Source organism: Micromonospora sp. NBC_01740 (genome assembly GCF_035920365.1).
GTDB lineage: Bacteria > Actinomycetota > Actinomycetes > Mycobacteriales > Micromonosporaceae > Micromonospora > Micromonospora reichwaldensis.
The window spans coordinates 2,227,960-2,250,798 of record NZ_CP109150.1 but is presented as its reverse complement, the minus strand read 5'-3'; the positions used below and the strand labels follow the sequence as shown (position 1 = coordinate 2,250,798).

General features: G+C 73.0%; 24 protein-coding genes, 1 tRNA gene and 1 pseudogene. 13 read left to right on the top strand and 13 right to left on the bottom strand.

The window, feature by feature from the left end:
* Nucleotides 1-81: 81 nt before the first annotated feature.
* Nucleotides 82-771, bottom strand: coding sequence for a hypothetical protein (locus OG989_RS10890; protein WP_151453480.1), 690 nt, complete (start codon nucleotides 769-771; stop codon nucleotides 82-84).
* A 336-nt stretch (nucleotides 772-1,107) separates the two neighbouring features.
* Between OG989_RS10890 and OG989_RS10885 the strand changes: the two genes are divergently transcribed.
* The 3 genes from OG989_RS10885 to OG989_RS10875 all read left to right on the top strand — a co-directional run bounded on the left by OG989_RS10885 (nucleotide 1,108) and on the right by OG989_RS10875 (nucleotide 5,801).
* A complete protein-coding gene (locus tag OG989_RS10885; RefSeq protein WP_327030429.1) occupies nucleotides 1,108-2,466 on the top strand; it encodes a glycosyltransferase family 2 protein in 1,359 nt (452 codons plus the stop codon).
* Nucleotides 2,467-2,515: 49 nt separating this feature from the next.
* On the top strand, nucleotides 2,516-2,725 hold the full coding sequence (locus tag OG989_RS10880; protein WP_327030428.1) for a hypothetical protein: 210 nt from the start codon (nucleotides 2,516-2,518) through the stop codon (nucleotides 2,723-2,725).
* Between the two features lie 586 nt (nucleotides 2,726-3,311).
* Entirely contained in the window at nucleotides 3,312-5,801 is a 2,490-nt protein-coding gene (locus OG989_RS10875) for a M14 family metallopeptidase (protein WP_327030427.1), read from the top strand.
* 157 nt (nucleotides 5,802-5,958) lie between these two features.
* On the opposite strand, the gene OG989_RS10870 is transcribed toward OG989_RS10875, so the two are convergent.
* On the bottom strand, nucleotides 5,959-6,858 hold the full coding sequence (locus OG989_RS10870) for an aminoglycoside phosphotransferase family protein (protein WP_327030426.1): 900 nt from the start codon (nucleotides 6,856-6,858) through the stop codon (nucleotides 5,959-5,961).
* Between the two features lie 136 nt (nucleotides 6,859-6,994).
* On the opposite strand from OG989_RS10870, the gene OG989_RS10865 reads away from it, so the two are divergent.
* The 4 genes from OG989_RS10865 to OG989_RS10850 all read left to right on the top strand — a co-directional run bounded on the left by OG989_RS10865 (nucleotide 6,995) and on the right by OG989_RS10850 (nucleotide 9,660).
* Nucleotides 6,995-7,459: a MarR family transcriptional regulator gene (locus OG989_RS10865; RefSeq protein WP_151456797.1), complete on the top strand. Its 465-nt coding sequence runs from the start codon at nucleotides 6,995-6,997 to the stop codon at nucleotides 7,457-7,459.
* A gap of 40 nt (nucleotides 7,460-7,499) precedes the next feature.
* Nucleotides 7,500-8,279: a class I SAM-dependent methyltransferase gene (locus OG989_RS10860; protein WP_151456796.1), complete on the top strand. Its 780-nt coding sequence runs from the start codon at nucleotides 7,500-7,502 to the stop codon at nucleotides 8,277-8,279.
* A gap of 121 nt (nucleotides 8,280-8,400) precedes the next feature.
* The gene (locus OG989_RS10855; RefSeq protein WP_327030425.1) at nucleotides 8,401-9,360 is read left to right on the top strand and encodes a phosphotransferase enzyme family protein; all 960 of its coding nucleotides are present in this window, start codon (nucleotides 8,401-8,403) and stop codon (nucleotides 9,358-9,360) included.
* Between the two features lie 132 nt (nucleotides 9,361-9,492).
* The gene (locus OG989_RS10850; protein WP_327030424.1) at nucleotides 9,493-9,660 is read left to right on the top strand and encodes a hypothetical protein; all 168 of its coding nucleotides are present in this window, start codon (nucleotides 9,493-9,495) and stop codon (nucleotides 9,658-9,660) included.
* Nucleotides 9,661-9,737: 77 nt separating this feature from the next.
* Here OG989_RS10850 and OG989_RS10845 read toward each other — a convergent pair.
* Nucleotides 9,738-9,811, bottom strand: a tRNA-Ala gene (locus OG989_RS10845).
* A 246-nt stretch (nucleotides 9,812-10,057) separates the two neighbouring features.
* On the opposite strand from OG989_RS10845, the gene OG989_RS10840 reads away from it, so the two are divergent.
* Nucleotides 10,058-10,801, top strand: coding sequence for a class I SAM-dependent methyltransferase (locus tag OG989_RS10840; RefSeq protein ID WP_151456794.1), 744 nt, complete (start codon nucleotides 10,058-10,060; stop codon nucleotides 10,799-10,801).
* A gap of 9 nt (nucleotides 10,802-10,810) precedes the next feature.
* On the opposite strand, the gene sepX is transcribed toward OG989_RS10840, so the two are convergent.
* From sepX to OG989_RS10815, 5 genes are all read right to left on the bottom strand, one after another.
* Nucleotides 10,811-11,602, bottom strand: a complete 792-nt coding sequence (gene sepX, locus OG989_RS10835; protein ID WP_192581548.1) for a divisome protein SepX/GlpR — start codon at nucleotides 11,600-11,602, stop codon at nucleotides 10,811-10,813.
* 178 nt (nucleotides 11,603-11,780) lie between these two features.
* Nucleotides 11,781-12,386, bottom strand: coding sequence for a GNAT family N-acetyltransferase (locus OG989_RS10830; RefSeq protein WP_370518989.1), 606 nt, complete (start codon nucleotides 12,384-12,386; stop codon nucleotides 11,781-11,783).
* A 144-nt stretch (nucleotides 12,387-12,530) separates the two neighbouring features.
* Nucleotides 12,531-13,844: a molybdopterin molybdotransferase MoeA gene (locus OG989_RS10825; RefSeq protein ID WP_151456791.1), complete on the bottom strand. Its 1,314-nt coding sequence runs from the start codon at nucleotides 13,842-13,844 to the stop codon at nucleotides 12,531-12,533.
* Entirely contained in the window at nucleotides 13,841-14,803 is a 963-nt protein-coding gene (locus OG989_RS10820) for a UTP--glucose-1-phosphate uridylyltransferase (protein ID WP_327030423.1), read from the bottom strand. Before OG989_RS10820 ends, OG989_RS10825 begins: the two co-directional genes overlap by 4 nt.
* A gap of 9 nt (nucleotides 14,804-14,812) precedes the next feature.
* Nucleotides 14,813-17,080: a diguanylate cyclase gene (locus tag OG989_RS10815; protein WP_327030422.1), complete on the bottom strand. Its 2,268-nt coding sequence runs from the start codon at nucleotides 17,078-17,080 to the stop codon at nucleotides 14,813-14,815.
* An 85-nt stretch (nucleotides 17,081-17,165) separates the two neighbouring features.
* On the opposite strand from OG989_RS10815, the gene OG989_RS10810 reads away from it, so the two are divergent.
* The gene (locus OG989_RS10810; protein WP_327030421.1) at nucleotides 17,166-17,834 is read left to right on the top strand and encodes a 5-formyltetrahydrofolate cyclo-ligase; all 669 of its coding nucleotides are present in this window, start codon (nucleotides 17,166-17,168) and stop codon (nucleotides 17,832-17,834) included.
* Nucleotides 17,831-17,989, top strand: a pseudogene (locus OG989_RS10805) (FmdB family zinc ribbon protein); the annotation flags it as partial. The gene OG989_RS10810 and the pseudogene OG989_RS10805, both read left to right, overlap by 4 nt.
* Before the next feature lie 62 nt (nucleotides 17,990-18,051).
* On the opposite strand, the gene OG989_RS10800 reads toward OG989_RS10805, so the two are convergent.
* A complete protein-coding gene (locus OG989_RS10800) occupies nucleotides 18,052-18,297 on the bottom strand; it encodes a hypothetical protein (RefSeq protein ID WP_327031291.1) in 246 nt (81 codons plus the stop codon).
* An 83-nt stretch (nucleotides 18,298-18,380) separates the two neighbouring features.
* A complete protein-coding gene (locus OG989_RS10795) occupies nucleotides 18,381-18,566 on the bottom strand; it encodes a hypothetical protein (RefSeq protein ID WP_132231574.1) in 186 nt (61 codons plus the stop codon).
* 105 nt (nucleotides 18,567-18,671) lie between these two features.
* Between OG989_RS10795 and OG989_RS10790 the strand changes: the two genes are divergently transcribed.
* A complete protein-coding gene (locus tag OG989_RS10790; protein WP_327030420.1) occupies nucleotides 18,672-19,010 on the top strand; it encodes a hypothetical protein in 339 nt (112 codons plus the stop codon).
* Nucleotides 19,011-19,065: 55 nt separating this feature from the next.
* On the opposite strand, the gene OG989_RS10785 is transcribed toward OG989_RS10790, so the two are convergent.
* Nucleotides 19,066-19,548: a DUF2231 domain-containing protein gene (locus tag OG989_RS10785; RefSeq protein WP_151456753.1), complete on the bottom strand. Its 483-nt coding sequence runs from the start codon at nucleotides 19,546-19,548 to the stop codon at nucleotides 19,066-19,068.
* A gap of 226 nt (nucleotides 19,549-19,774) precedes the next feature.
* Between OG989_RS10785 and OG989_RS10780 the strand changes: the two genes are divergently transcribed.
* Both OG989_RS10780 and OG989_RS10775 read left to right on the top strand, forming a co-directional pair.
* Nucleotides 19,775-20,203: a Fur family transcriptional regulator gene (locus tag OG989_RS10780; protein WP_151456754.1), complete on the top strand. Its 429-nt coding sequence runs from the start codon at nucleotides 19,775-19,777 to the stop codon at nucleotides 20,201-20,203.
* Between the two features lie 54 nt (nucleotides 20,204-20,257).
* Nucleotides 20,258-21,115 (top strand): oxygenase MpaB family protein, encoded by an 858-nt coding sequence (locus tag OG989_RS10775; RefSeq protein WP_151456755.1) that lies wholly within the window; start codon nucleotides 20,258-20,260, stop codon nucleotides 21,113-21,115.
* 90 nt (nucleotides 21,116-21,205) lie between these two features.
* Here the strand turns inward: OG989_RS10775 and OG989_RS10770 are convergent, their stop codons facing one another.
* Nucleotides 21,206-22,072, bottom strand: coding sequence for a RecB family exonuclease (locus OG989_RS10770; protein ID WP_370518987.1), 867 nt, complete (start codon nucleotides 22,070-22,072; stop codon nucleotides 21,206-21,208).
* Between the two features lie 138 nt (nucleotides 22,073-22,210).
* Complete coding sequence (locus OG989_RS10765) at nucleotides 22,211-22,825, bottom strand: MarC family protein (protein ID WP_151456757.1); 615 nt, start codon at nucleotides 22,823-22,825, stop codon at nucleotides 22,211-22,213.
* Between the last annotated feature and the right edge of the window lie 14 nt (nucleotides 22,826-22,839).

Below are 22,839 nucleotides of genomic sequence, written 5' to 3'. Positions count from 1 at the left end.
TCGTGACGGGAGGCCGGGCCCCTGGGGTCCGGCCTCCCGCGCTCTTCCCGCCGGCCGTCCCGTCGGGGAGGCCGGCGCTCGTCAGCGGCCCTGCTCCAGCAGGTCGGCGACCGTGATCAGCGGGGTCACCAGCGACGGCACCAGGGCGGCGTCCTCCAGCCGGCCGCGCCGGTAGGTGACCAGTTCCGCCCCCCGCACGCTCCACGCCGGCACCGCTCCCGCCAGGTGCGCCGCGATCAGGGTCGGCCCGACCAGCGCCTGCTGCCCCGGGGCCGCGGCGGCCACCCGCCACTGCCGGTCGAACTCCTCGTGCCCGGTGGCGTAGGTGTCGCTGCCGAACAGCGCGCGGCCCAGCTTCGAGAACGCGTGGCGTGGTCCGACCGAGAGCGCCGGGAACGGCCGCCGCAGCCACACCGAGCAGACGACGTACGTGTGGGTGTGCGTGGTGGTCGTCTGGTTGCCGTCCGCGCCGGTCGAGCTGTGCGTCTCGGTGTACGCGTACTCGGCCACGCAGACGGGTCGGCCGTGCAGCGTCCCGGTCAGCGCGAACCGCACGCCCCGGCGGTTGCGGCCCGGCACCCGGTCGGTCCAGGTGATCTGGGGCCGCTCGTCAAAGGTCCAGCCGTACCGGGCGGCCCACTGTCGCCAGTGCTCCCGCCGCTCCCGCTCCCGCCGGTGGGACGCCACGACCAGCGCGACGACGCCCGCCACGAGCAGGACGGCGACTGCCGCGCAGCCACCCGTCCAGAACACACCCGCCATCCGCTCCACGGGCCGCAGCGTAGTGACCGGCCGCACGCGCGCCCGTCCCCGGACGGTGGCGGCCGCGGATCCGGCTGCCGGCCGGGTTGCGGGGTTTCCTCGACGCCGCGCCTCGCATTCGTCACCCGGTGTCGTCGGGACCCCTGTCGATCCACTGATCGCACCCCAGACATCGACGAATCGATTGATCCTCATTTGGCGCGCTGCTTAGCTCCCACCGGCACCCTCGACGACGATGGTCCTGGCCGGTGAGCGTGAACCACCACGCGTGACCCGGCCGGGCCGCGCTCCCGCGCGAGGCGCGTCGACGGAGATCGTGCACCACCACCATGACGGGGAAGTCGAATGACGGCACGGACGAACGACGCGGTCGAACTGAGCGTGGTCATACCCACCTACCAGGACGCGCAGTGCCTGGCGCTGACGCTGCGGTCGCTGACGCGACAGACGGTGAGCCCCGAGCGCTTCGAGGTGGTGGTCATCCGCGACGGCGGCTCCCCCGCCGGTTACGCCGACGCCGTCGAGGCCGCCACCGGTCTCGACCTCCGCCTGCTGGAGTTCCCCAGACGGCGGGGACGCTCCGCAGCCCGCAACGAGGCGGTCCGGCACACCCGGGCGCCGCTGCTGTTGTTCCTCGACGCCGACTCGTACGCCTCCCCGCAGTTGCTGGAGCGCCACCTGGCCCACCACGCGGTCGCCGGCCGGCCCGCCGTGCTGATGGGCCGGCGCGACGAGCTGAGCCTGGAGCACGTCGAGGCCGCCCTCGACGACGGGGAGATGACCGACGTCCCCCGCCGCCGCGCGGACCGCGCCGGCGACCTGCGCTTCCCGCACGGTCAGCCCCCGGGGCCGGAGTGGCTCCGGGCGGGCTGGGCGCTCGCCTACACCCACAACATCTCGCTCGCCCGTGACCTCTTCGACCGGACCGGCGGGTTCGACGAACGCTCCGGGCTGCGCTGGGGCCTGGAGGACATCGAGCTGTTCTACCGGGTGCACCGGCACCTCGGCGTGACCGAACTCAACTTCGCCTTCGACGACGAGGCCCGCGCCTTCCACCTCCCGCACCACCGCAACACCGACCGCAACTGGTCCGACTTCGCGGCCAACCGGAGCCTCCTGACCGGGCAGTACCACGTCATCGAATGGGAGTTCTACGGCCTGCTGGACGTGTACGACTCGCTGGAGCGCATCGTGTACTACCGCTCCGCGGCCACCGACTGCGCGCGGCGCTCGACGTGCCGGATCGGGCCGGCGTTCGACCGGCTCGCCGACCGTCTGCCCGGCCCCCGCGTGCTGTGGGTGGGCACCGGCAGCGATCAGGTCGACCTGCCGACCGGGGCACTGACCTTCGACTACTCCGCCCCGCCGGGCCCGACGAACCACCACCTGGTCGGCATGGACCCGCCCATCCCACCGGGCAGCCTCGACGCGGTGGTCAGCGTCGACTTCTGGCGGTACCTGCGGTGGGACGATCTCTGCCGGTTCGTCAACACCTCCGGACGGCTCGCCCGCGAGGTGCACCTGGTCGGCACGGGCGACACCGGATCGGCGCCGCTCACCCCGGGGCCGGCGGTGCTGGACTACCTGCGCCGCGCCCTGAGCGCCGCGTTCGCCACCAGGCTGACCCACGTCGACGGGCTCGGTGAGGTGCTCACCCTGCGGCCCCTGCCTGCCGCCGCTCGGAGGGGCCCGGCGCGCGTGTGACGTCGGCAAGGGACATTGGCGCCCGCTCCAGCCCTATACGGTGACTTGCGTGGATCTCCGGTACACGCATAGTGGCTCGACCAGAGTGATGGGCAACATCGTCCTGGCCGCCGGGCTGCTCATCTCGCTACTGATGATCAGCCCGGATAATCCTTCGACCGGGGGATACGTCCTCGCCGCCCTGCTCGTCATGACGGGGCTCGGGCTGCGGCTCGAAGCGGCGCTCCTCGCCCTGCGTGACGACGGGCAAACCAGGTAGCGCCTTCGCCTCGTCGACCGTGTCCTCACGGGACGGACCAGGACCGTAGGCGTCGCCTCCGCCGGCGCGATCTTCGACGCGCCCGACTTCCTTCGCGCCCTGTCCGGGCACGTCTCGGTCGACCTGCGCCCGTAGGCCTTCATCCGGTCGCCCTCGACGGCGCCACCGTCGTGGTGGTCGCCGGTCACGGGCGCCACCTGCGGCGCTGGCCCGCACACCGAATCCTCAAGGTTCCCTCTGGCCGTCGCATCGAAGGGTTGATCAAACGGCTCAGGCGATGCAAAGATCCAGGTCAAGCCACGTCGTCGACGTGAAAGACGCCTCCGCCGCCTCAGTTCCGCCCATGCTCCACACGGTCCTCGACGCGATCCGTCGAGGCCTGGATCGCCGTGGGCGGACACACGACGCACTGCATCCGACGCACCCGGCCCGCTCGCACCCGGCACGATCCTCCGACGCGATCCGTCGGAGCCGGGCTCGTCGTGCGCGGGTGCAGCATGTCCATCTTTGGATGAATCGATGCGGTCCGGCCCGCGCTCGGGCCGGCCGCGACATCACTGACGGCCACAGACAGAAGGAGGGGAGCATGCGAGGTAGACAGCCACGCATCGTGTTCTTCGCGATGTCCGCCCTGGTGGCAACCACTTTCGTCGCGACCGCGCCTGCGGGCGCGGACCCCACGAAGCCCACCGCCACGGGCTCCGAAGGAGCCCACCACGCGGATCATGAGTCGAACCACGTACGCATCAAGCTGACCGGATCCGACATGCTCGACAAGGTGGTAGCCGCCGGCTACGACGTCGAGCACGGCCTCACCCGTGTGCCGGACGGCATCGAGGGCGAGGCGCACGTGGACGCCGGGCAGGTCGCCGAGCTCAAGGCGATGGGCGTCAAGATCCTCGGCGAGAACGAGCGCTTCACCTGGAGCGACGTGGCCGACGGCGGCTTCCGGGCCGCCGGGGCACGGGCCGCCCAGCCGCTCGCCCAGCCGGCACAGGTGACCGAGGCGAACGACGCGACGGTACGGGTCGTCCGCGCCGACTGGTTTACCACGAAGGGCCAGGGCTTCCTCTACGTCGAGGCACGGACCACCGAAGGCGCGCAGACCAACCCGATCGTCCTGATGCAGCTCGAGAACGACTCGGGCGTCGGTACGCCGTTCGGCTCCGCCCGGACGATGAGCCGCTTCGTCGACTCCGGGCAGTACATGTTCCACCGGAACCTGTTCAAGCTCGACGCGCGTCCTGACCAGATCAAGGTCAGCAGCTCGACCGGCGGCGTCACCACCGGCAAGGTCTCCAACTGGCTCGAGGGCGCCCCGCCGCCGCTGACCGACAACCCGGGCTACAGGTCGGACTTCATCGACGGCTACAAGCATCCGCAGCAGCTCTTCAGCCGCGCCGAGGAGATCGCCCGGCAGTACCCGGACATCGCCGAGATCGTCTACCTGCCGCACAAGACGAACGGCTACCAGCGCAAGGCGCAGGCCACGATCGGCGGTACCGGGCAGGCGGCGGTCGTCGTCAGTTCGGCGGCGTGGGGCCACGAGGGTGGCAACGACGTCACCGTCGAATTCGTGGAGCGGCCGGGGGCGAGCCTCCCGCTCGGCGTCGACGTGTCGGGCAAGGCGGTCCGCGTCCTCCTCGCGAAGGACGCCAACGGCGCGCTCGCCAGCACCGCCGCGCAGGTGGCGGCGGCACTGGAGACCCAGTCGCAGGGCCTGATCGACCGGGCGCACCCGTACCGCAGCAACGCGGGTACCGGGCTCGTCGTGCCGACGTCCGCCCCGGTCGCGCTGAGCGACTTCCTCGACCAGAAGCGCGTCGGCGCGCCCGAGGGCGAGGTGCCCCGCGGCGAGGCCACCATCCCGGTCCTGCGGATCGGCAAGCACCGCGACGGCCGCAACCCCGGTGTCCTGATCCAGGCCCAGGACCACGCCCGCGAGTGGGTGCCCGCGACGACGACGCTGGAGACGGCCGAACGTCTGGTGCACAACTACAAGACCGACAAGGAGACGAAGAAGATCGTCCAGGAGACGGACATCTTCCTCGTCCTGTCGAACAACCCGGACGGCGCGAACTACAGCTTCTACAACTACGCCTCGCAGCGTAAGAACCTGACGAACCACTGCGAGGACGCGAACGCCGACCCGGACCGCCGTAACTCGTGGGGCGTCGACCTGAACCGGAACTACCGGGTCGGGTCGGGCCACGACGGCTACGCCGGCGGGTCGACGGTGTGCACGAGCGGCACCTACCAGGGGCCGGAGAAGCTGTCCGAGCCCGAGTCGAAGAACATCGTCTGGCTGGTCGAGAAGTACTCGAACATCAAGTTCATGATGTCGGTGCACTCCAACGGCGGCCAGCTGTTCTGGCAGCCCGGCGCCTACATCGCGGACGGCCGGGTCACCACGCCGCGTCCGCCGCTGGGCGACGAGGCGTTCTACTGGCAGTCGGCCGGCAGGATCCTGTCGCAGGTCAAGGCGTACCGGGAGACCGTCGTCACGCCGGAGAACGTCGGCGGCTCGTCGGACGTCCTGTACTCCTCCGCCGGCAACGTCCGTGAGGACATGTACCACACCTACGGGATCTACTCCTTCGGCTGGGAGGTCGGCGGCTCGATCTACAACCCGGCCACCGGCAACTGGCAGGGCGGCTCGTTCCAGCCGGCGTGGGAGGGCAATCCGGCGCTCGTCAGCGGCCACTCCGAGACGATGGAGTACGCCAACGGGATCATGGAGATGTTCCGGATCGCGGCAGAGTGGGGCAAGGACAAGAAGATGCCGACCTCCGAGCTCGTCCCTGGCGGCGGCAGGTACACCGGGTCCGTCGACGTGCGCTTCGAGACGAGCGAGCCGGCCACCATCTACTACACGACGGATGGCAGCCGGCCGACCCTCGAATCGCCGCGCTACCAGGCCACCGAGTTCCGTGAGCCGGGGCAGGTCTTCCGCGTCACCAGCACCACCACGTTCCGCTGGTTCTCGGTCGACGCCTCCGGCAACGTCGAGAAGGGCTACGACCCGGAGAAGAACGGCAAGAACTACCGCTCGGCGACGGTGACGATCGTCAAGTAGGTAGCGCCCATCCGGTAATTCGTTGCCTCGTCGGTGCGGGAGGCCGCACCGACGAGGCAACGAGCGTTTCCATGGTGAGTCCGGGCGCGTCAGCGTCGCAGCCATGGTGGGTGGGTGGGCGGGTGCGGCACCGACCGAGCGGGAGCCAGTCAGGTCGTCAGTGAGCTCGCAGAACGTGCTCAAGCCGCTGCTCGAGTCGGCTGCGAGCAAGGTCGTCACTGATGCTTAGTCCAGAGTCGCGCCATGGCTGGACGACTTTCACCGGGTCCGGCAGGTAGCCGACAATGTCCATGACGTTCCAGTACCGGCACTCGTCCTCGTCGTGACGGTCATCAGCCCGGCGACGGTACGCGTTCGTGAATCTGGCTCCAGCCTCAACGCCGTGCAACATCGCGAGGTAGGTCGCGGCATGTGCCACGTCCAGGGTCGCCGGTCCCCACGATGTCTCGACCCAGTCCACGACGCCGCTGACACGCCCCTGCGACCACAGCAGATTCCCCAGATGAAAATCTCGGTGCAGGAACGTACCGGCATAGGCCGGTACGGGTTGGTCCAGCAACTCGAACGCCTGATGCCAGAGCTGTCGCCGCTGCGCCCACGGCGGCACGACTCGTTTGTCCGGCGCCGCCCAGGACTGGTACTGCCGTGGCCTGTCCCGGCCGGGCGCGAATTGGTGGATGCTGACGAGGACCTGCGCCATCGCCTCCAGGATGCCGTCCGCGGCAGAGGTCAGGCACAGACGCCCGGGCAGCCAGGACATGAGGTGTGCCGGTGCCCCGGCGGAGTCCCCGGACAGATCGAGGGCGACACTTCGAGGCGCTGGGATCGATGACCGTTGCAGTTGGTGCTGGACAGCCGCCTCCCTGGAAAGCAGCCCGGCAGCGTGTCGGCGCCACGGCTCCTTCGTCATCAGTCGGAGTACAGCCTGTTCGCCGTCGTGTCCGGTCAGGCCAAGCATCGTGGACGTGCAACCACCCGTGAGACGCCGCACCCTGGTGATCCGACGCTGCCAAGCCGACTCGACCCAGCGAATCTCGCGCTCGGTCGCACTGCCCACGAGTACCACTCTGTCATCGGCGCTTCCGGGCGCGTGCCGGGGTGCCGGTCCACGCTCACGCCAGGCTCTTGACCTGAACCGACGTTGAGGTCCTACCTTCGTTCCCAATGGTTCCGTCCTCGGCGAAGGAGATCACATGACGACGCTGCAACTGTCCGACGCAGAACTCGCGGGCCAACCGGCCGCCTACTGGACAGGCGTCGCCTACGAATCCCTCATCGCTTTCACCCGAGCCCGGCATGCCGAACTCGGGTTCACTCAGCCCCAGTTCTGGCTGCTGCGGAACCTCTCCAGGAACGACCTCCTGCCCGACGGCGGCGGGATGACACTTCCTGAGCTCCGACGGGCGATGAGCTCGTATCTCAGGGCCGAAGACGATCTGGACGTCGAGGCGGAGGCTCTGCTGGAGCGCGGGTGGCTGACCCGCGACGAGGAAGAAAGACTGTGGATCACCGCAGCCGGAGAAGACGCCCGAGTCAGCCTCAAACAGCACGCGCCGGCAATCCGGGCCCGCATCCACAAGGGCATCGACGACGCGGACTACGTCGCGACCCTCAAGGTTCTCCGGCAGTTGATCCTGAACACCGGTGGCGCGGCATAGCGCGCCCAGCCTGGTCAGTCCAGCTCTGTAACGTGAGGCCATGCCCCTTGACCCGGTAGCACACAACCGCACCGCCTGGGACCGGCAGGTCGAGCAGGGCAACGAGTGGTCACGCCCCGTCTCCAGCGAGACGATCGCCAGGGCGCGGGCCGGTGACTGGTCGGTCGTCCTGATCGGCTACCAGCCCGTCGACCGTTCCTGGTTCCCCACCGACCTCGCGGGCACGGACGTCCTGTGTCTGGCCTCGGGCGGCGGGCAGCAGGGCCCGACGCTGGCCGCTGCGGGGGCCCGGGTCACCGTCTTCGACAACTCGCCCCGTCAACTCGAACAGGACGAGTCGGTCGCCCGGCGGGACGGCCTGGAGCTGCGTACCGTCCTCGGGGACATGCGCGACCTGTCGGCGTTCCCGGACTCCTCGTTCGACCTGGTCTTCCACCCCGTGTCGAACCTGTTCGTGCCCGAGCTCGCGCCGGTGTGGCGGGAGTGCTTCCGGGTGCTGCGACCGGGCGGGACGCTGCTGTCCGGCTTCCTCAACCCGGACGTCTTCCTCTTCGACAGCGAGGCGCTGGACCAGCGCGGCGAACTGGTGGTGCGCCACCGGCTGCCGTACAGCGACCTGACCCACGTCCCGGCGGCGGAGCGCGAACGCCTGTGGGGCGCGGACGCACCGCTGGAGTACAGCCACACGATGACCGCGCAGATCGGTGGTCAGCTCGCCGCCGGCTTCGTCATCGTCGGCTTCGAAGAGGCGCCGCACCACTCCGACGCCACCGCCGGATGGCTGCCCGGCTACTTCGCCACCCGGGCGGTGAAGCCGTGACGGCGGGCGGCTGACAGGCGCCGTGGCATGGCTGACCCGACTCGCGGGCCAGCCAGGTGCCCGCGCGCCCGTAGGTGGCAAATCCCTTGCCGGCCGGACTGCCAACTGCGACGCTCCGCCGATGATCGACAAGCCTGGCGTCGACGAACGGCTCCTGGCGGCTGAGGTGGCCGCCGCCTGGGCCGTCACCATCGTCGACATCGTGTTCATGCCGGTCGGGCTCGACGGGCACGCATGGGCGTACCGGGTGGACGCGTCCGACGGGGAGCGATACTTCCTGAAGCTGCGCCGCGGCACGTTCACCCGGGCGGCCGTCCTGCTGCCCGGGTTCCTCAAGGCGCAGGGCGTCGGGCAGGTCGTGGCACCCATCGACCTGCCGGACGGCGGAGCCTGTCACGGCTTCGGGGAGTACCAGCTGCTGCTCTACCCGTTCCACGACGGCGGCAGCCTGTGGCGGCGCGGCCTCACCGACCGCCAGTGGAGCGAGTACGGCGAGTTCCTGGGTCGCCTGCACGCCGTCACGCCGAGCGCAGACCTCGCCGCCGTCCTGCCGGTCGAGACCTACCGATCGGACGCTGGCGAGCGGCTGCGGGCCCTCGGCGGACAGGCTGCGACGAGCGAGGTCCTCGGCGCGTTCTGGGCCCGGTACGGCGCCGCGCTGCACCGGTTGGCGGAGACGGTCGACGAGCTGGCCTCCCGCGTGACGCACGCTCGACACGTCATCTGCCACGCCGACATCCATCCCGGCAACCTGATCGCTGACGACGACGGTCCCCTGCACGTCGTGGACTGGGACGCGCCGATCCTCGCGCCACGCGAGCGGGACCTGATGTTCATCCACAGCCAGGACTTCGGCGACCACCCGATCGACGCGCACCGCGCCGAACTCTTCCGCCGAGGCTACGGGCCGCTGGAACCGGACCAGACCTTGCTGAGCTACTACCGCAGCGAGCGGCACCTCGACGACGTCGCTGCATTTCTGCGTAGCGTCCTCAACCCCGAGGCCAGTCCGGAATCTCGCGCCAACGACCAGTACTGGCTCACCCGCATCGCCGAGACCGTCGCCGACCCGAACCCCTGACCCCCTCGGTAGTCACTCAGTCCACGGGCGGGCTTGTTTGGCCGCGTGCGTTCTAATGGCCTCGTGCCGAAACCCTCGTCCCCCTCACTTCTCTACTACCTGCGGTTCCCCTTGTGGCTCTTCGTGGTGCCCGTGCTGCTGTTCGCCGGCATTCCTGCCCTGATGTTGGCCGGTCACGGCGAGATTGGCGCAGCTGCGCTGGTCTTGATCGGCAACGTCTACGCGATCATCCTCGGCCGCCTGATCCTCGCTAGAAAGCTTCTCGGGAAGGGAAGGGTGAAGCCCGAGGACCTAGCCTGAACGCCGTTGCTGCACTCAGCTGCCGTACAAGATCGGAAAAGGCCGTCTCCGACGTGCGGAAACGGCCTTGAGCTAGGTGGAGTTGAGGGGATTCGAACCCCTGACCCCCTCGATGCGAACGAGGTGCGCTACCGGACTGCGCCACAACCCCTCCGCCGGCGGACCGGCATCGGTCCCACCCGGCTTTCACCGGGCGGGCCGGCGCCAAGGCTAACAGGTTCACCGCCCCCGCCGCGAATCCACCCCCCGCGCGCCGAGATCTTGGCACGAAACGGCCCCTCCGGGGGCCGCCAGCCACCAAGATCTCAAAGAAGGGACCCGGCGCAGGCGGCGGAGGGGAGCCGATCGGCGCGAAAGTCGGTGGACATCGCGGGCGGTGGTGGGAAGCGTGGGGCGTATGCGACAGGAAGACGTCTGGGACGACGACACCGCCCGCCGCTACGACACCCCGGGCACCGGCATGTTCGCCCCCGAGGTGCTGGGGCCGACCGTGGACCGCCTGGCCGAGCTGGCCGGCGGCGGGGCGGCGCTCGAATTCGCCGTCGGCACCGGCCGGGTGGCCGTCCCGCTCGCCGCGCGCGGGGTGCCGGTCAGCGGCATCGAGCTGTCCCGCCCGATGGTGGAGCGGCTGCGGACGAAGGTGGACGAGGCGACCGTTCCGGTGGTGATCGGTGACATGGCGACCGCCACCGCCCCGGGCGAGTTCTCGCTGGTCTACCTCGTCTACAACACGATCTCGAACCTGCTCACCCAGTCCGAGCAGGTGGCCTGCTTCCGCAACGCCGCCCGCCACCTCGCCCCGGGCGGCCGGTTCGTGATCGAGTTGTGGGTGCCGGAGCTGCGTAAGCTCCCACCGGGCCTGGAGGCGACGGTCTGGTCGTCCGAGCCGGGGTACATCGGCCTCGACACCTACGACGTGCTGCGCCAGCAGGTCGTGTCGCACCACTTCCGGTTCGACGAGAGCACGCACGCCCAGCTGTTCCGGTCGCCGCACCGCTACATCTGGCCGGCGGAGCTGGACCTCATGGGTCAGCTGGCCGGGTTCGAGCTGGAGAGCCGGCACGCGGACTGGTCCGGCGCCGAGTTCACCGCCGACTCGCGGTCGCACGTGTCCGTCTACCGCCTGCCAGCCACGAGCTGACGTGCCCGGTCAGGCCGAGTGGGAGCCGCGGCCGGACTGGTAGGGGCGACCGCGCAGGCCACCCGAGCGGCGGTAGGAGACCGAGCCGCCGTTGGCCGCCGCCGGCAGGTCCGCCGGGCGGTCCAGGCCCATCGCGGCACGGCGTACCACCTCGCGCTGGGCCGCCAGGCGGCGCTGCGCCTCGCGGCGGGCCGCCGCCCGGCGGGCCTGCTCCCGCCGCACCTCGGCCTGCCGGGCGGCCAGCCACGCCGCCTCGCGGGCCTGCGCCCGCCGCCGCCGGCGATCCGCCAGTGCCAGCCGCCGCAGGTGTACGACGTACGCGACCAGCAGCGCGGCGGTGACCCCGAAGCTGATCCAGAAGCCGGGGCTGACCACGATCACGCCGATGAGCTCGACGAAGTTCAGCAGCAGCAGCGCGGCGAGCACCCGACGGCGGCGGTAGACGGCGGGGGTGTGCTGTCGGCGGGGCGGCGGCCGGCGGCGGCCCTTGCGGGGGGCCGGCGGCACGGCGCGCAGCCGCTTCGACCGGCGCGTGGCGGGGGGCGCGGAGACCGGCGCGGAGAGCCCGCCCGTGTTCGCGTCTTCACTTAGGGTGATGACGAGGCTGCGGGGCAGGTGCACCGGGCGGCGCCCCGGCACAGTGCGGCGCCGCCGGCGGCGCTGGAGCACCCGCGCCGTCGACTGCGCCCGCTCCGCCACCAGCCGCTCGGTGGCGTCGTACCGGCGAACCAGCGCCGGGGCGAGGGCGAGCAGACCGGCGGCGGCGAGGACGGCGAGGAGCACCGAGGTCGGCACCCTCACCCCTCCCGTCACCGAATTCGGAGCAACCGCCGCCCGGCCGCAGGATCTTCCACCGATGGTGGTCGGGTGCGCGGATCGTACGGGTGGAGCAGCGCTTGCCACAGCTTGCAGTTACTTGAGGTTACGGGCCGTGGACGCGGATGCTGACACGCCGCGCCGATCCCGTGCGTGGGACGCCTCACCCCGTGGTGGCGCGGAGCCGGTGCCAGCGGGCCAGCAGCCCACCCTCGGCCGCGACCTCCTCGCTGGTCATCGCGTATCCGATATGGTCCCGCCACGCACCGTCGATGTGCATGTAGCGCACGTGGTACGACTCCTCGCGGAAGCCCAGCTTCTCCACCACCCGCCGGGACGGCCGGTTCTCGGGGCGGATGTTCACCTCGACCCGGTGCAGCCCCACGCTGAAGGCATGGTCGACCGCGAGCGCCAGCGCCGTGGGGATGACGCCGCGACCGGCCACCCGGGAGTCCACCCAGTAGCCCACGTACGCCGAGCAGAACGCCCGCCGCACGATGCTGCCCACGTTGAGGTGGCCGACCAGCCGATCCCGGCCGTCCTCGCGCAGGCAGACGGCGAACGGCATCCCCTCGCCGGTGCGCGCCGACCGGCGCTGGTCGCGGTAGACCCAGCGGAACGCGGCCGGCGAGTTCAGCTCGTGCCAGCTTCCCGGCACGGACGACTCCCACGGCGCGAGCCACTCCCGGTTGGCGCGGCGCACCTCGGCCCAGGCGGCGGCGTCCGAACGCCGGTAGGGCCGCAGCAGCACCGGCCCGTCGGCCAGCACCGCCGGCCACCCCGGCGCCCGCCCGACCCCGAACAGACTCACGGAACAGACCTTCCGCTCACGACCGACGAAACTAGAGCCCGGACGGCACTCACCGGGCCGACCTTCCGTTCACGACCGACGAAACCGAATCTCGGACGGCGCTCACCGGCGCCGGTCCAGCAGGAGGACGTCCACAGTGGATCCGGCCGCCGCGGTGGTCACTCGCTCGCCGAGCACCATCAGCCCGTTCGCCTCGGCCAGCCCGGAGAGGGTGTACGGGCCACCGTTGAGCGGCTGCACCGTGTAGCCGCCGCCGCGCCGCTCGGCGACGTGCGCGGGGCGGAACTCGCGCAGCCCCACCGGGGACGAGATCGTCTCCAGCAGGTGGGCGCGGACGCTGGGCCGGAACACCGGTTCCGCCCCGGCCAGCAGGTTGATCGCCGGGCGGGCCAGCACCTCGAAGCCGATCAGGGCGGAGCCCGTGTCGCCGGGCAGGCAGACCACCGGCACCTCCTCGGCGCCGACCGTGCCGAAACCGAGCGAGGTGCCGGGGTAGAGCGCGACCTCGGTGAAGGTGACCGGGCCGGCCCGGCTGCCCTCCCGCCGGGAGAGGATCCGCCGCACCATGTCGCCCGGCCCGGTGCCGGTCCCACCCGTGGTGATGATCAGGTCGGCGCGCAGCGTCTGGTCCTCCAGCAGCCCGCGCAGCCCCTCCGGATCGTCGTCGCAGATGCCCACCCGGTACGCCAGGGCGCCCACCTCGGCCGCGGCGGCGGTCAGCGCGTGCGAGTTGGCGTCGACCGTCTGGCCGGGCTGGCTGCCCCGGCCCACGTCGACCAGCTCGTCGCCGGTGGCCACGATCACCACGCGGGGGCTGGGCCGGACCACGACGTGCCCGATGCCGGTGGCGGCGAAGACCGCCACCAGCGCCGGCGACACGTAGGTGCCGGCCCGGGCCAGCAGGGTGCCGGCGGGCAGTTCCTCACCGGCCCGGCGCACCCCGTACCCGCGTTTGGGCACGCGGAAGATCTCCACGGCGGCCATGCCCTGGTCGGTCCACTCGACCGGGACGACCACGTCCGCGGCGAGCGGAAGCGGCGCCCCGGCGGCGACGGAGAAGCAGGCGCCCGGGGTGAGCCGGACCGGCCGCCAGCTCGCCGCGCCGAGGTCGCCGACGACGTTGAGCCGGACGTTGCGCCCGCCCGGCCCGCCGGACTGGCTCGGGACGTAGCCCACGCCCCGACCGCCTCCGGAGATGTCCTCCCAGCGGGCGGCGTACCCGTCCACGGCCGACTGGTCGAAGGCCGGGAAGGAGTGCGGCGCGACGACGTCCTCGGCGAGGACGTTGCCGTGCGCCTGGGTGAGGTCGAGGTCGAGCGGAGGCAGCGCGCGTAACCTGCGCAGCACGCTGCCCAGGTAGTCGGCGAGCGGCGTCAACTCGTTCGCGGCCGCCTCGGCGTCGGCCGACGCTGTCATGTACCAGTCACGCCCGACGCGTCGGAGTTGACGAACTCGGCCAGCCACTTGCGGAACTCGGCGCCGAGGTCGTCGCGCTCGGCGGCGATCTGCACCACGGTCTGGAGGTAGCCCAGCGGCATGCCGGTGTCGTAGCGGGTGCCCCGGTAGACGATCGCGTGCACCGGGGTGCCCTCGCTGCGCAGCAGCTCCATGGCGTCGGTCAGCTGGATCTCCCCGCCGCTGCCCGGCTCCGTCCGCCGGATCGCGTCGAAGATGCTGCTCGGCAGCACGTAGCGGCCCAGCACCGCGAGGTTGCTGGGCGCGTCCTCCGGCTTGGGCTTCTCCACCATGCCGGTGACCCGGACGACCTCGCCGATGTCTGTCAGCTCCGCCTCGGCCGGCTCCACCGAGGCGATGCCGTAGCGCTTCGTCTCGGCCGGGTCGACCTCGAAGAAGGCCAGCACCACGCCGCCGGTGCGCGCCTGGAGCTCCAGCATGGCGGGCAGCAGCGGCTCGGCCGGCTTGACGAACTCGTCGCCCAGCAGCACCGCGAAGGGCTGGTCGCCGACGTGCGACTCGGCGTAGCCGACGGCGTGGCCCAGGCCGAGCTGCTCGGGCTGCCGGCAGGTGTAGATCTCGGCCAGCTCGCTGGGGCCGCGCACGGCGGCCAGCCGCTCGGCGTCGCCCTTCGCCTCCAGCCGCGCCTCCAGGTCGGGGCGGCGGTCGAAGTGGTCCACCATCGACGTCTTGCCCCGCCCGGTGATCAGCAGGACGTCGCCGATGCCGGCCTGGGTGGCCTCCTCGACGATGTACTGCAGCACCGGCCGGTCGACCACCGGGAGCAGCTCCTTGGGCACCGCCTTCGTGGCCGGCAGGAACCGGGTGGCCAGACCGGCGGCCGGGATGACGGCCTTGACCGCGCGGGAGCGACCGGTTGCGGCGGTCGCCGATGAGGGGTTCGCTGAGTGCTCCGACATGTCGCGAGACTATCGGCCACGGCTCTGTCGTGGAGGGTGAGGACCGGAAGACGCGCCGCCGCAGGGACCCGGCCGCACCGGGTCGGGCGCGCCCGGAGCGCTCCCCGGGGCGGCGTCGGCCGGATCGGCCGGTTCGGGGCGGACCCGCACCGGCTGGCGGGGAGCGCCAGCGCGCGGCAGACCGTCCTCGGGGGTGGCCGCCGCGGCCGGGACGGGGATCTCCCGCGCCGACGGTCCGGCCCGCTCCTCGGCGATGCGCCAGGTGTCCCGGCCGGCCGCCTTGGCGGCGTAGAGGGCGTCGTCGGCGGCGTCCAGCACCTGCTGGCCGGTGCTGCCGTGGTCGGGGTGCACGGCGATGCCGACGGAGACGGTGACACCGATGGCCACGGCTGCCCCGCCGTGCCCGTCGGCGGCGATCGGGGCGTCCCGGATCGCCGCGCCGAGCCGCTCCGCGACGATCGCCGCGCCCCGGGCGTCGGTCTCCGGCAGCAGCAGCACGAACTCCTCGCCGCCCTGCCGGAAGGCGAGGTCGACCTCGCGGATCTCGCCGCGCACCCGGCGGGCGAACTCGGCCAGCACGGCGTCCCCCGCCGCGTGGCCGTACGTGTCGTTGACGGTCTTGAACCGGTCCAGGTCGAGGGCGAGGACGCTGAGCATCCGGCCGAACCGGCTCGCCCGCTCGACCTCCCGGCGGATCGACTCCTTCAGGTAGCGGTAGTTCCACAGCCCGGTGAGCGGGTCGGTCAGCGAGAGCCGCTGCGCCTCCTCGTGCACCCGGACGTTGTCCACCGCCACCGCGGCGTGGCCGGCGAAGGTGCGCAGGGTGACGAGGTCGTCGTCGTCGAACTCGTCCGCGCCGAGCCGGTCGTAGAGGGCCAGCACACCGAGCGCCCCGGCGGGGGCGGCCGGCTCCGCCCCGGGGCGCGGGGCGGGCCCGTCGCGGGCGGTGCCGTCGGGCGGGCCCGTCGTGCCGGGGGCCGCGAACGGCACCGCGATGTACGTCCGGCAGTGCGGCTCCCCCGGCGGCGCGACGGAGGGCTCCACCCGCCCCCGGCGCGGCTCCCCGGTCGCCGCGACGGCGCCCACCACACCGCTGCCCAGCGGCACCCGCAACGGCCCCGAGGGTTCGTCCGCCGGGTCGGGCTCGTCCAGCCCCTCGGTGCACTGCGCGACGAGCACCCCGCCGTCGTCGACGAGCAGCACCGCCCCGGCCCGGGCGCCGGTCGCCGCGATCGCGCTGTGCAGGATCACCCGCAGGATGCGTTGCAGGTCGTGGGTGCTGGCCAGGGTGTCCCCCAGCACCGCGAGGTGCCCGCGCAGCTGGTCGCGGCTGCTGGTCAGCGCCGCCACGTAGGTGCCCGTCTCGCGGGTCATCCGGTTGAACGCGCCGGCCAGCCGGCCGATCTCGTCCCGGCTGCGCACCGGCACCCGGGCGGTCAGGTCGCCGCGCGCCACCCGGTCCACCGCGCCCGCCAGCTCGACCAGCGGGCGGGTCGTGACCCGGGCCAGCCGCCAGGCGGCCACCACGGCCAGCAGGGTCGCCACCAGCACCGCCGAGCCCAGTGCGACGTACAGGCCGCGTGGTCGTTCGCTGGGGACAGAGAGCACCAGCGGCAGGGGCTGCCCGGAGGACGGGCCGACCAGGCGGACGTACCGGCCGTCGGGGGTCTCGGCGACGCGCTCGCCGTGCAGCGTGTCGGCGGCGGCGAGCACGGCGTCGCGTACGCCGGTCGACTCGGTGCTGTGGGCGAGCCGGACGGGCGCCGCGGCGTCGTCGATCAGGGTGACCGCCACCCCCGTCACGGCCGCGAGGCGCGCCACGAAGGCCGGGTCGACCGGCTGCGCGGCGGTGACCGTGCCGAGCGGCCCACCGGCCCGGTCGCGCAGGTCGGCGCGGGCCGCGAGCGCCCGCACCGGCCCGGCTGCCGGCGGGTCGGCGCAGTCCCGCCAGGGCCCCGCGGGGCCGCCGGGGCTGGCGTAGGTGACCCGGCCGGTGACGTCGGCGACCCGCACCGCGGCGGCCAGGCCACGGCGGACCACCTGGCTCGCGGCGGCCGGCCGGTCGCCGGCCAGGGCGACCGCGTCGGCGGCGGCCCGCAACTGCTGGCAGAGGGCGTCGACGGAGGTGCGCACGGTCGCGGCGGCCACCGCGAGCCGCTCGGTGGAGCGGCTCGAGTCGACCGCCGCCACGGTCGCCCCGACGAACATCACCCCGAGCACCACCGGGCCGAGCGCCACCGCCAGGAAGGCTGTGGTCAACCGCCCGCGTAGCGTCACTCGGTCCCCCCGGAAGTTCCGCCGCCGTTGCTTGCGATGCTGACACAGAGCCACCAGGCGACAAACGTTGCGTCAGGAGTGTTGCGTGCCCGATTTTTCTGATGGAGCGCAAGAGGCGAAGCGGGATGTGCGCGCCGCCGTTCTCGCCCGCCGCCGGGCGCTGACCGCGCCGCAGCGGGCCGACGCCGCCGGGCGCGTCCAGGCCGAGCTGGTGGCTCTCGTACGCCGGCTGCGCCCGCTGCGGATGACGGCGTACGTGCCGGTCGGCTCCGAGCCGGGCGGGCCCGACCTGCCGGCGGTGCTGCACGCGGCGCTGCCGCCGGGCGGGGAGCTGCTGCTGCCGGTGCTGTGCGACGACCTCGACCTCGACTGGGCGGCCTGGAGCGGGCCGGCCGGGCTGGTGGCCGCCGGGCGGGGGATGCGCGAGCCGGCCGGGCCGCGGCTGGGCCGGGCGGCGGTCGCCGGGGCGCAACTGGTGGTGCTGCCCGCGCTGGCGGTGGACCGCCGGGGGCTGCGGCTGGGCCGGGGCGGCGGCTCGTACGACCGGGCGCTGGCCCGGGTGCCGGCGACCGCCCTGACCGTGGTCCCGCTGCACGACGGCGAGCTGGTGGAGGCGCTTCCCGCCGAGCCGCACGACCGCCCGGTACGCGCGGTCGTCACGCCCGCCGACGGCCTGCGTACGCTGGACGCCGCCCCGGGGGGCGTGGCGGGTGTCGCGCCCCACACTTCCGCTGGACGAATCCGGGGGCGATGACGCACCATTGGCACTCGAATCCGTCGAGTGCCAGAACGGCCGTGCCAGATCCGGAGGAGAACGTGCCCACGTACCAGTACGCCTGCACCGCGTGCGGCCACCAGCTCGAGGCGGTGCAGTCCTTCTCCGACGCACCGCTGACCGAGTGCCCGGCGTGTGAGGGACGGCTGCGGAAGGTCTTCAACTCCGTCGGCATCGTGTTCAAGGGATCGGGCTTCTACCGCACGGACTCGCGCTCGTCCGGCTCGGACAGCGCGAAGAGCGGCGCCGCCGCCAAGCCGGCGAAGTCCGACTCGTCCGGCGGCGGTGACTCCGGCTCGTCCGGCGGGTCCTCGTCGTCGGGCTCGTCCGCCGGTTCCTCGTCCTCGTCGTCGGGCTCGTCCCCGTCGTCGGGCTCGGGCGGCTCCACCGGCGGCGGGGGCAAGGCCCCGGCCGCCAGCAGCGCCAGCTCCTCCTGACCCACGCCGCCCCGGCCGGGGGCCGGCCCCCGAAGCTGGGCCGGTCCCCGGGCCGGCCGCGCTCGTCCACCGGGCGGCGGTGAGCCGCTCAGTCCCAGTGCGGGGGGCGCTCCGCGAGCAGCCAGTCGTCGTTGCCGCCCGAGCGCTCGCCCCAGCCTCGGTCGGTGTCGTCGGCGGTCTGCTCGGGCAGCACCACGAAGTCGTCGCTGAGGTCGACGGCGCGGTCGTCGTCGCCGCGTACCGCCGGCATGCCCGGATCCTCGGTGATGCTCACGAGCGGCAAGACTAGCGCAGCCACCACCGGCGGGAGCGACGACGAACCGCCGGGCCGCCGCGTCCGGCCGGCCGCCGGGCCGGGGCGTTGGTAGCGTCGGACGGCGTGACGACCCCCACCTCCGGCGACGCCCCGGACGAGTACTGGCGACGGCCCGACGCCTCGCCCGAGCGGCCCACGGGCGCGCCGCCGGGGCCGGCCACGCCACCCCCGGCGCGTGGGAGTGGCTACGCGGGCCCGCCCGCGACCACCCCGCCACCGGCCGGGTGGCGCCCACCGGTGCACCTGCGACCGCCACCGCCCCGGCGGCTGCCGGCGCAGGACATGGCGGAACTCGACGCGGCGGAGCAGCGGGCGCAACGACTCACGTACGGCGTGGGCACGGTGGCCGGTGTGGTGCTGGTGCTCCTCGTCTGCGTGCTCTGCTCCCGGCTCGTGTTCTGACCTCGGCCCGGTCGCGGCCCACGCCGCCTGTCGGCCCGACGCGGCCGGCGGGACGTCAGAGGGTGTTGCCCCAGACGGTCTCGGCCCCGGAGTGCCCGGTCAGGTACACGTAGACGAGGCTGACGACGCCGAGCGCCACCACCACGACCGACAGCACCGGGGTCACCCAGGACGGCAGCTTCGGCACCCGCCGGTGCCCGCTCGTCACGAACAGCAGCAGCAGCGACGCCACGGCCAGCGGCAGCACCCAGCGGAACAGGATGTCGCCGTAGCGGGAGTGCGTGAAGATCTGCTCCACGATCGGGCCCTGCATGCCCCGGGCGAGGAACGCGTCCGTCAGCTCCTCCCCCGACTCGACGGCGACGAAGGCCGACACGGGCGCCACCACGGCGAGGATCGCCACCGCCCAGTCCAGCCGCGCCCGGAACCGGGGCAACGCCACGTACGCGGCGGAGAGCAGGGCCAGCAGCGGCACGAGCACGACGACCGCGTGCACCACCAGCACGTGGGCCGGCAGACCCAGGATCTCCTTGAACATCCACACCTCCGGCGTACGCGGTCGCGGGGCCAGCGTACGGTGCGCCGGTCGACCCGCCCAGTCAATCTCGATCGGGAACACGCGCCCGGAGCCGGTCCGGTTCACCGTTCCCCGGCGAGGAACCCGCCGACCCGGCGGCCGGCTCGGGACGACCGGGGTTGTGGCCGGCGCCACCCTGCACCGGAGGCCGGTTGTCGGTCCCCGACCCGCGTGCTGTCATTGGCACATGCCCGGTGGCGAGGAACTGCTCCGGTCGAGGGGCCTGCGGGTCACCCGGCCGCGCCTCGCCGTGCTCGACGTGCTGGCCGCCGGCGGCCACCTCGAGGTCGACGAGATCACCCGCCAGGTGCGCCAGCGCATCGACTCGGTCTCCACCCAGGCGGTCTACGACGTGCTGGGCGCGCTGTCGCGCGCCGGGCTGTCCCGCCGCATCGAGCCGGCCGGCAGCCCCGCCCGCTACGAGGCCCGGGCCGGGGACAACCACCACCACGTCGTCTGCCGGGGCTGCGGGGAGATCGCCGACGTCGACTGCGCGGTCGGCAGCGCGCCCTGCCTGGACCCGGACATCGCCCACGGGTTCGAGGTCGACGAGGCGGAAGTGACGTTCTGGGGCCTCTGCCCCACCTGCCAGGCCCGCCGCTCCGCCGACGACTGAGGGCCGACCGCTCTCCACGCGGCGCGCGGCGGCACCGCGTGGCACCCTTGGTCGGTGGACTCCGATGACCTCGGCCTCTTCGGTCCGGGTTCGGTCACGTGGAAGGTGCACGAGGAGCCGATCCTGATCGTCGCCGGCCTGCGTTCGCTCTACCTCCAGTCGTTGCATCCCCGGGCCATGGCCGGGGTCGCCCAAAACAGCAACTACCGCTCCGACGCCTGGGGCCGCCTGGTGCGTACCGCCACCTACGTCGGCACCACCATCTACGGCACCACCGCCGAGGCGGAGGCCGCCGGGCTCCGGGTACGCCGCCGGCACGCCCGCCTGCGGGCCACCGACCTGTTCACCGGGGAGGAGTTCCGGGTCGACGATCCCGAACTGCTGCGCTGGGTGCACGTCACCGAGGTCGAATCGTTCCTCGACACGGCCCGCCGGGCCGGGCTGCCGCTGACCGCCGACGAGATCGACGGCTACTACACCGAGCAGCGGCGCTCCGCCGCCCTGGTCGGCCTGGACCCGGCGACGGTGCCGGGCACCGCCGCCGAGGTGGCCGACTACTACCGGCGGATCCGTCCGGAGTTGCGGATGACCCGCGAGGCGGCCGAGACGGCGCTCTTCCTCACCGCGCCGCCGATCCCGTGGAAGCTCAGCCTGCCCGCCCGGATCGGGCTCAACCTCGGGCCGCCCCGCTGGGCGTACTTCGGCATCGCCGGCACGGCGCTCGCGCTGCTGCCGGCCTGGGCCCGGCGGATGTACGGCGGGCTGGGCCTGCCCACGACCGCACTCTCCGCCGACCTGAGCGTCCGGGCGCTGCGGCTGACCCTCGCCACGTTGCCCCGCCGGTGGCGGGAGGGGCCGTTGCAGCAGGCCGCCAAGGAACGCGCCGCCCGGCTCACCGGCACGCCGGCCTGACCCACGGCCGAACCGGCTGCCCGGTGGGCGCCCTGTGCGACCCGGGCCGGCACCGTGTCGCCGGCAGGGTGACCGTGCCTGCGGGGGTGGTCAGTCCTGGCCGGACGCCGGGTCGATCGCGGGCGCGACCACCGGGTCGGCGGCGCGCTCGACGGCCGCCCACGGCTCCTTGCCCGGCGCCTGCGCCCCCACCGGGCAGGTGCGCCGGTAGTCGCACCAGCCGCAGCGCGGGCCCGGCGTGGTCGGGAACGCCTCGTCGGGGTCCTCCCCGTCGGCGACCGCCCGCTCGGCGGCCATGATGTCGCGGGCGGTCTCCTCCGCCCGGGTGAGCTGCCGGGCCAGCGACTCCACGGTGTGCTCGTGGGCGGCCACCGTGCCGGTCGGCAGGTGGTGCAGCTCCACCCGGCGGCACGGCCGGCGGAACACCCGCTCGGCGGCGTACGCGTAGAGCGCCAGCGCCTGCGAGCCGCGCGCGTCGTCGGCGTCCAGTCCCGTGCGGCCCGTCTTGTAGTCGACGATCACCAGCTCCGGGCCGTCGGGCCCGGGGCGGGAGTCGATCCGGTCGGCCCGGCCGTTGAAGGCGAGCACCGCAGTCTTGACCGCCACCACGCGCTCCACGCCGAGCGGGTCGGCCCCGGGCTCCAGGGTCTCGACGTAGGACTCCAGCCAGCCCAGGGCCCGCCGGTAGGCGGCCCGCTCCTGCTCGTCGTCACGGTAGCCCTCACGCACCCAGGTGCCCTTGAGCAACGCGGCGAGCGCCTCCGGCCGACGCCGCTCGGGGCTCAGGGCATACCAGTTCTTCAGGGCGTTGTGCACGCTCGCGCCGAGGGAGTTGTGCGCCCACGGCGGGCCCTTCTGCGGGGCCGGACGGTCGACGTAGGAGTAGCGGTAGCGGCGGGGGCAGTCGGCATAGGCGCCGAGCTTGCTCGGGGTGCAGACGAAGAGCCGCTCCGGCATGCCCTCGAAGCCGAGCTGCTCGGGCTGCTCGCCGCGCGGCCGGGGCGCCCGGCCGCCGCTGGTGGAGGACCGTCCGGCTGAAGAGGCTCGTCGCACACCGCGATCCTGCCATCCACCCCCGACAGAACCGGCCGCCGGTCAGGTCATGTTGGCGTACTGGGTCACGAACGCGGCCACCGCGTCCGCGATGAGCTGCACCGCGATCGCGGCCAGCAGCAGGCCGGCGATCCGGGTCAGCACCTCGATCCCACCGGGTCGCAGGATCTTGACGATCCCGCCGGAGAACCGCAGCACGATCCAGACGGTGACCATCACGGCCACGATCGCGGCGGCGATGGCCGTGACGTCCGCCCCGCCGTCGGCCTGCTGGACGAAGAGCATGGTGGCCACGATGGCGCCGGGGCCGGCCAGCAGCGGCGTACCCAGCGGCACCAGGGCGATGTTCGAGGTGGCCTGCTGGCTCGGGTCGTCGGCCTTGCCGGTGAGCAGCTCCAACGCCACCAGGATGAGCAGCAGCCCGCCGGCCGCCTGCAACGCCGGCAGGTCCACGTGCAGGTAGTCGAGCAGCGTCTGCCCCGCCACCGCGAAGATCACGATCACGCCCAGCGCCAGGGCGACGGCCTGCCAGGCGGCGCGGTTGCGGTCCCGCGCCGTCAGGGGGCCGGTCAGCGCCAGGAAGATGGGCATCATGCCCGGCGGGTCGACGATCACCAGCAGGGTCACGAAGACCTCGCCGAACAGCTTGGCATCCACGTGATCAACGTAGC

Coding starts and splice junctions, on each gene's coding strand:
- OG989_RS10770 (WP_370518987.1), bottom strand. CDS start 22,072: ATGCCGGAGCGGCTCTTCGTCTGCACCCCGAGCAAGCTCGGCGCCTAT.
- OG989_RS10840 (WP_151456794.1), top strand. CDS start 10,058: ATGCGACAGGAAGACGTCTGGGACGACGACACCGCCCGCCGCTACGAC.
- OG989_RS10860 (WP_151456796.1), top strand. CDS start 7,500: ATGCCCCTTGACCCGGTAGCACACAACCGCACCGCCTGGGACCGGCAG.
- OG989_RS10865 (WP_151456797.1), top strand. CDS start 6,995: ATGACGACGCTGCAACTGTCCGACGCAGAACTCGCGGGCCAACCGGCC.
- OG989_RS10885 (WP_327030429.1), top strand. CDS start 1,108: ATGACGGCACGGACGAACGACGCGGTCGAACTGAGCGTGGTCATACCC.
- OG989_RS10780 (WP_151456754.1), top strand. CDS start 19,775: ATGCCCGGTGGCGAGGAACTGCTCCGGTCGAGGGGCCTGCGGGTCACC.
- OG989_RS10785 (WP_151456753.1), bottom strand. CDS start 19,548: ATGTTCAAGGAGATCCTGGGTCTGCCGGCCCACGTGCTGGTGGTGCAC.
- OG989_RS10825 (WP_151456791.1), bottom strand. CDS start 13,844: ATGACAGCGTCGGCCGACGCCGAGGCGGCCGCGAACGAGTTGACGCCG.
- OG989_RS10875 (WP_327030427.1), top strand. CDS start 3,312: ATGCGAGGTAGACAGCCACGCATCGTGTTCTTCGCGATGTCCGCCCTG.
- OG989_RS10820 (WP_327030423.1), bottom strand. CDS start 14,803: ATGTCGGAGCACTCAGCGAACCCCTCATCGGCGACCGCCGCAACCGGT.
- OG989_RS10855 (WP_327030425.1), top strand. CDS start 8,401: ATGATCGACAAGCCTGGCGTCGACGAACGGCTCCTGGCGGCTGAGGTG.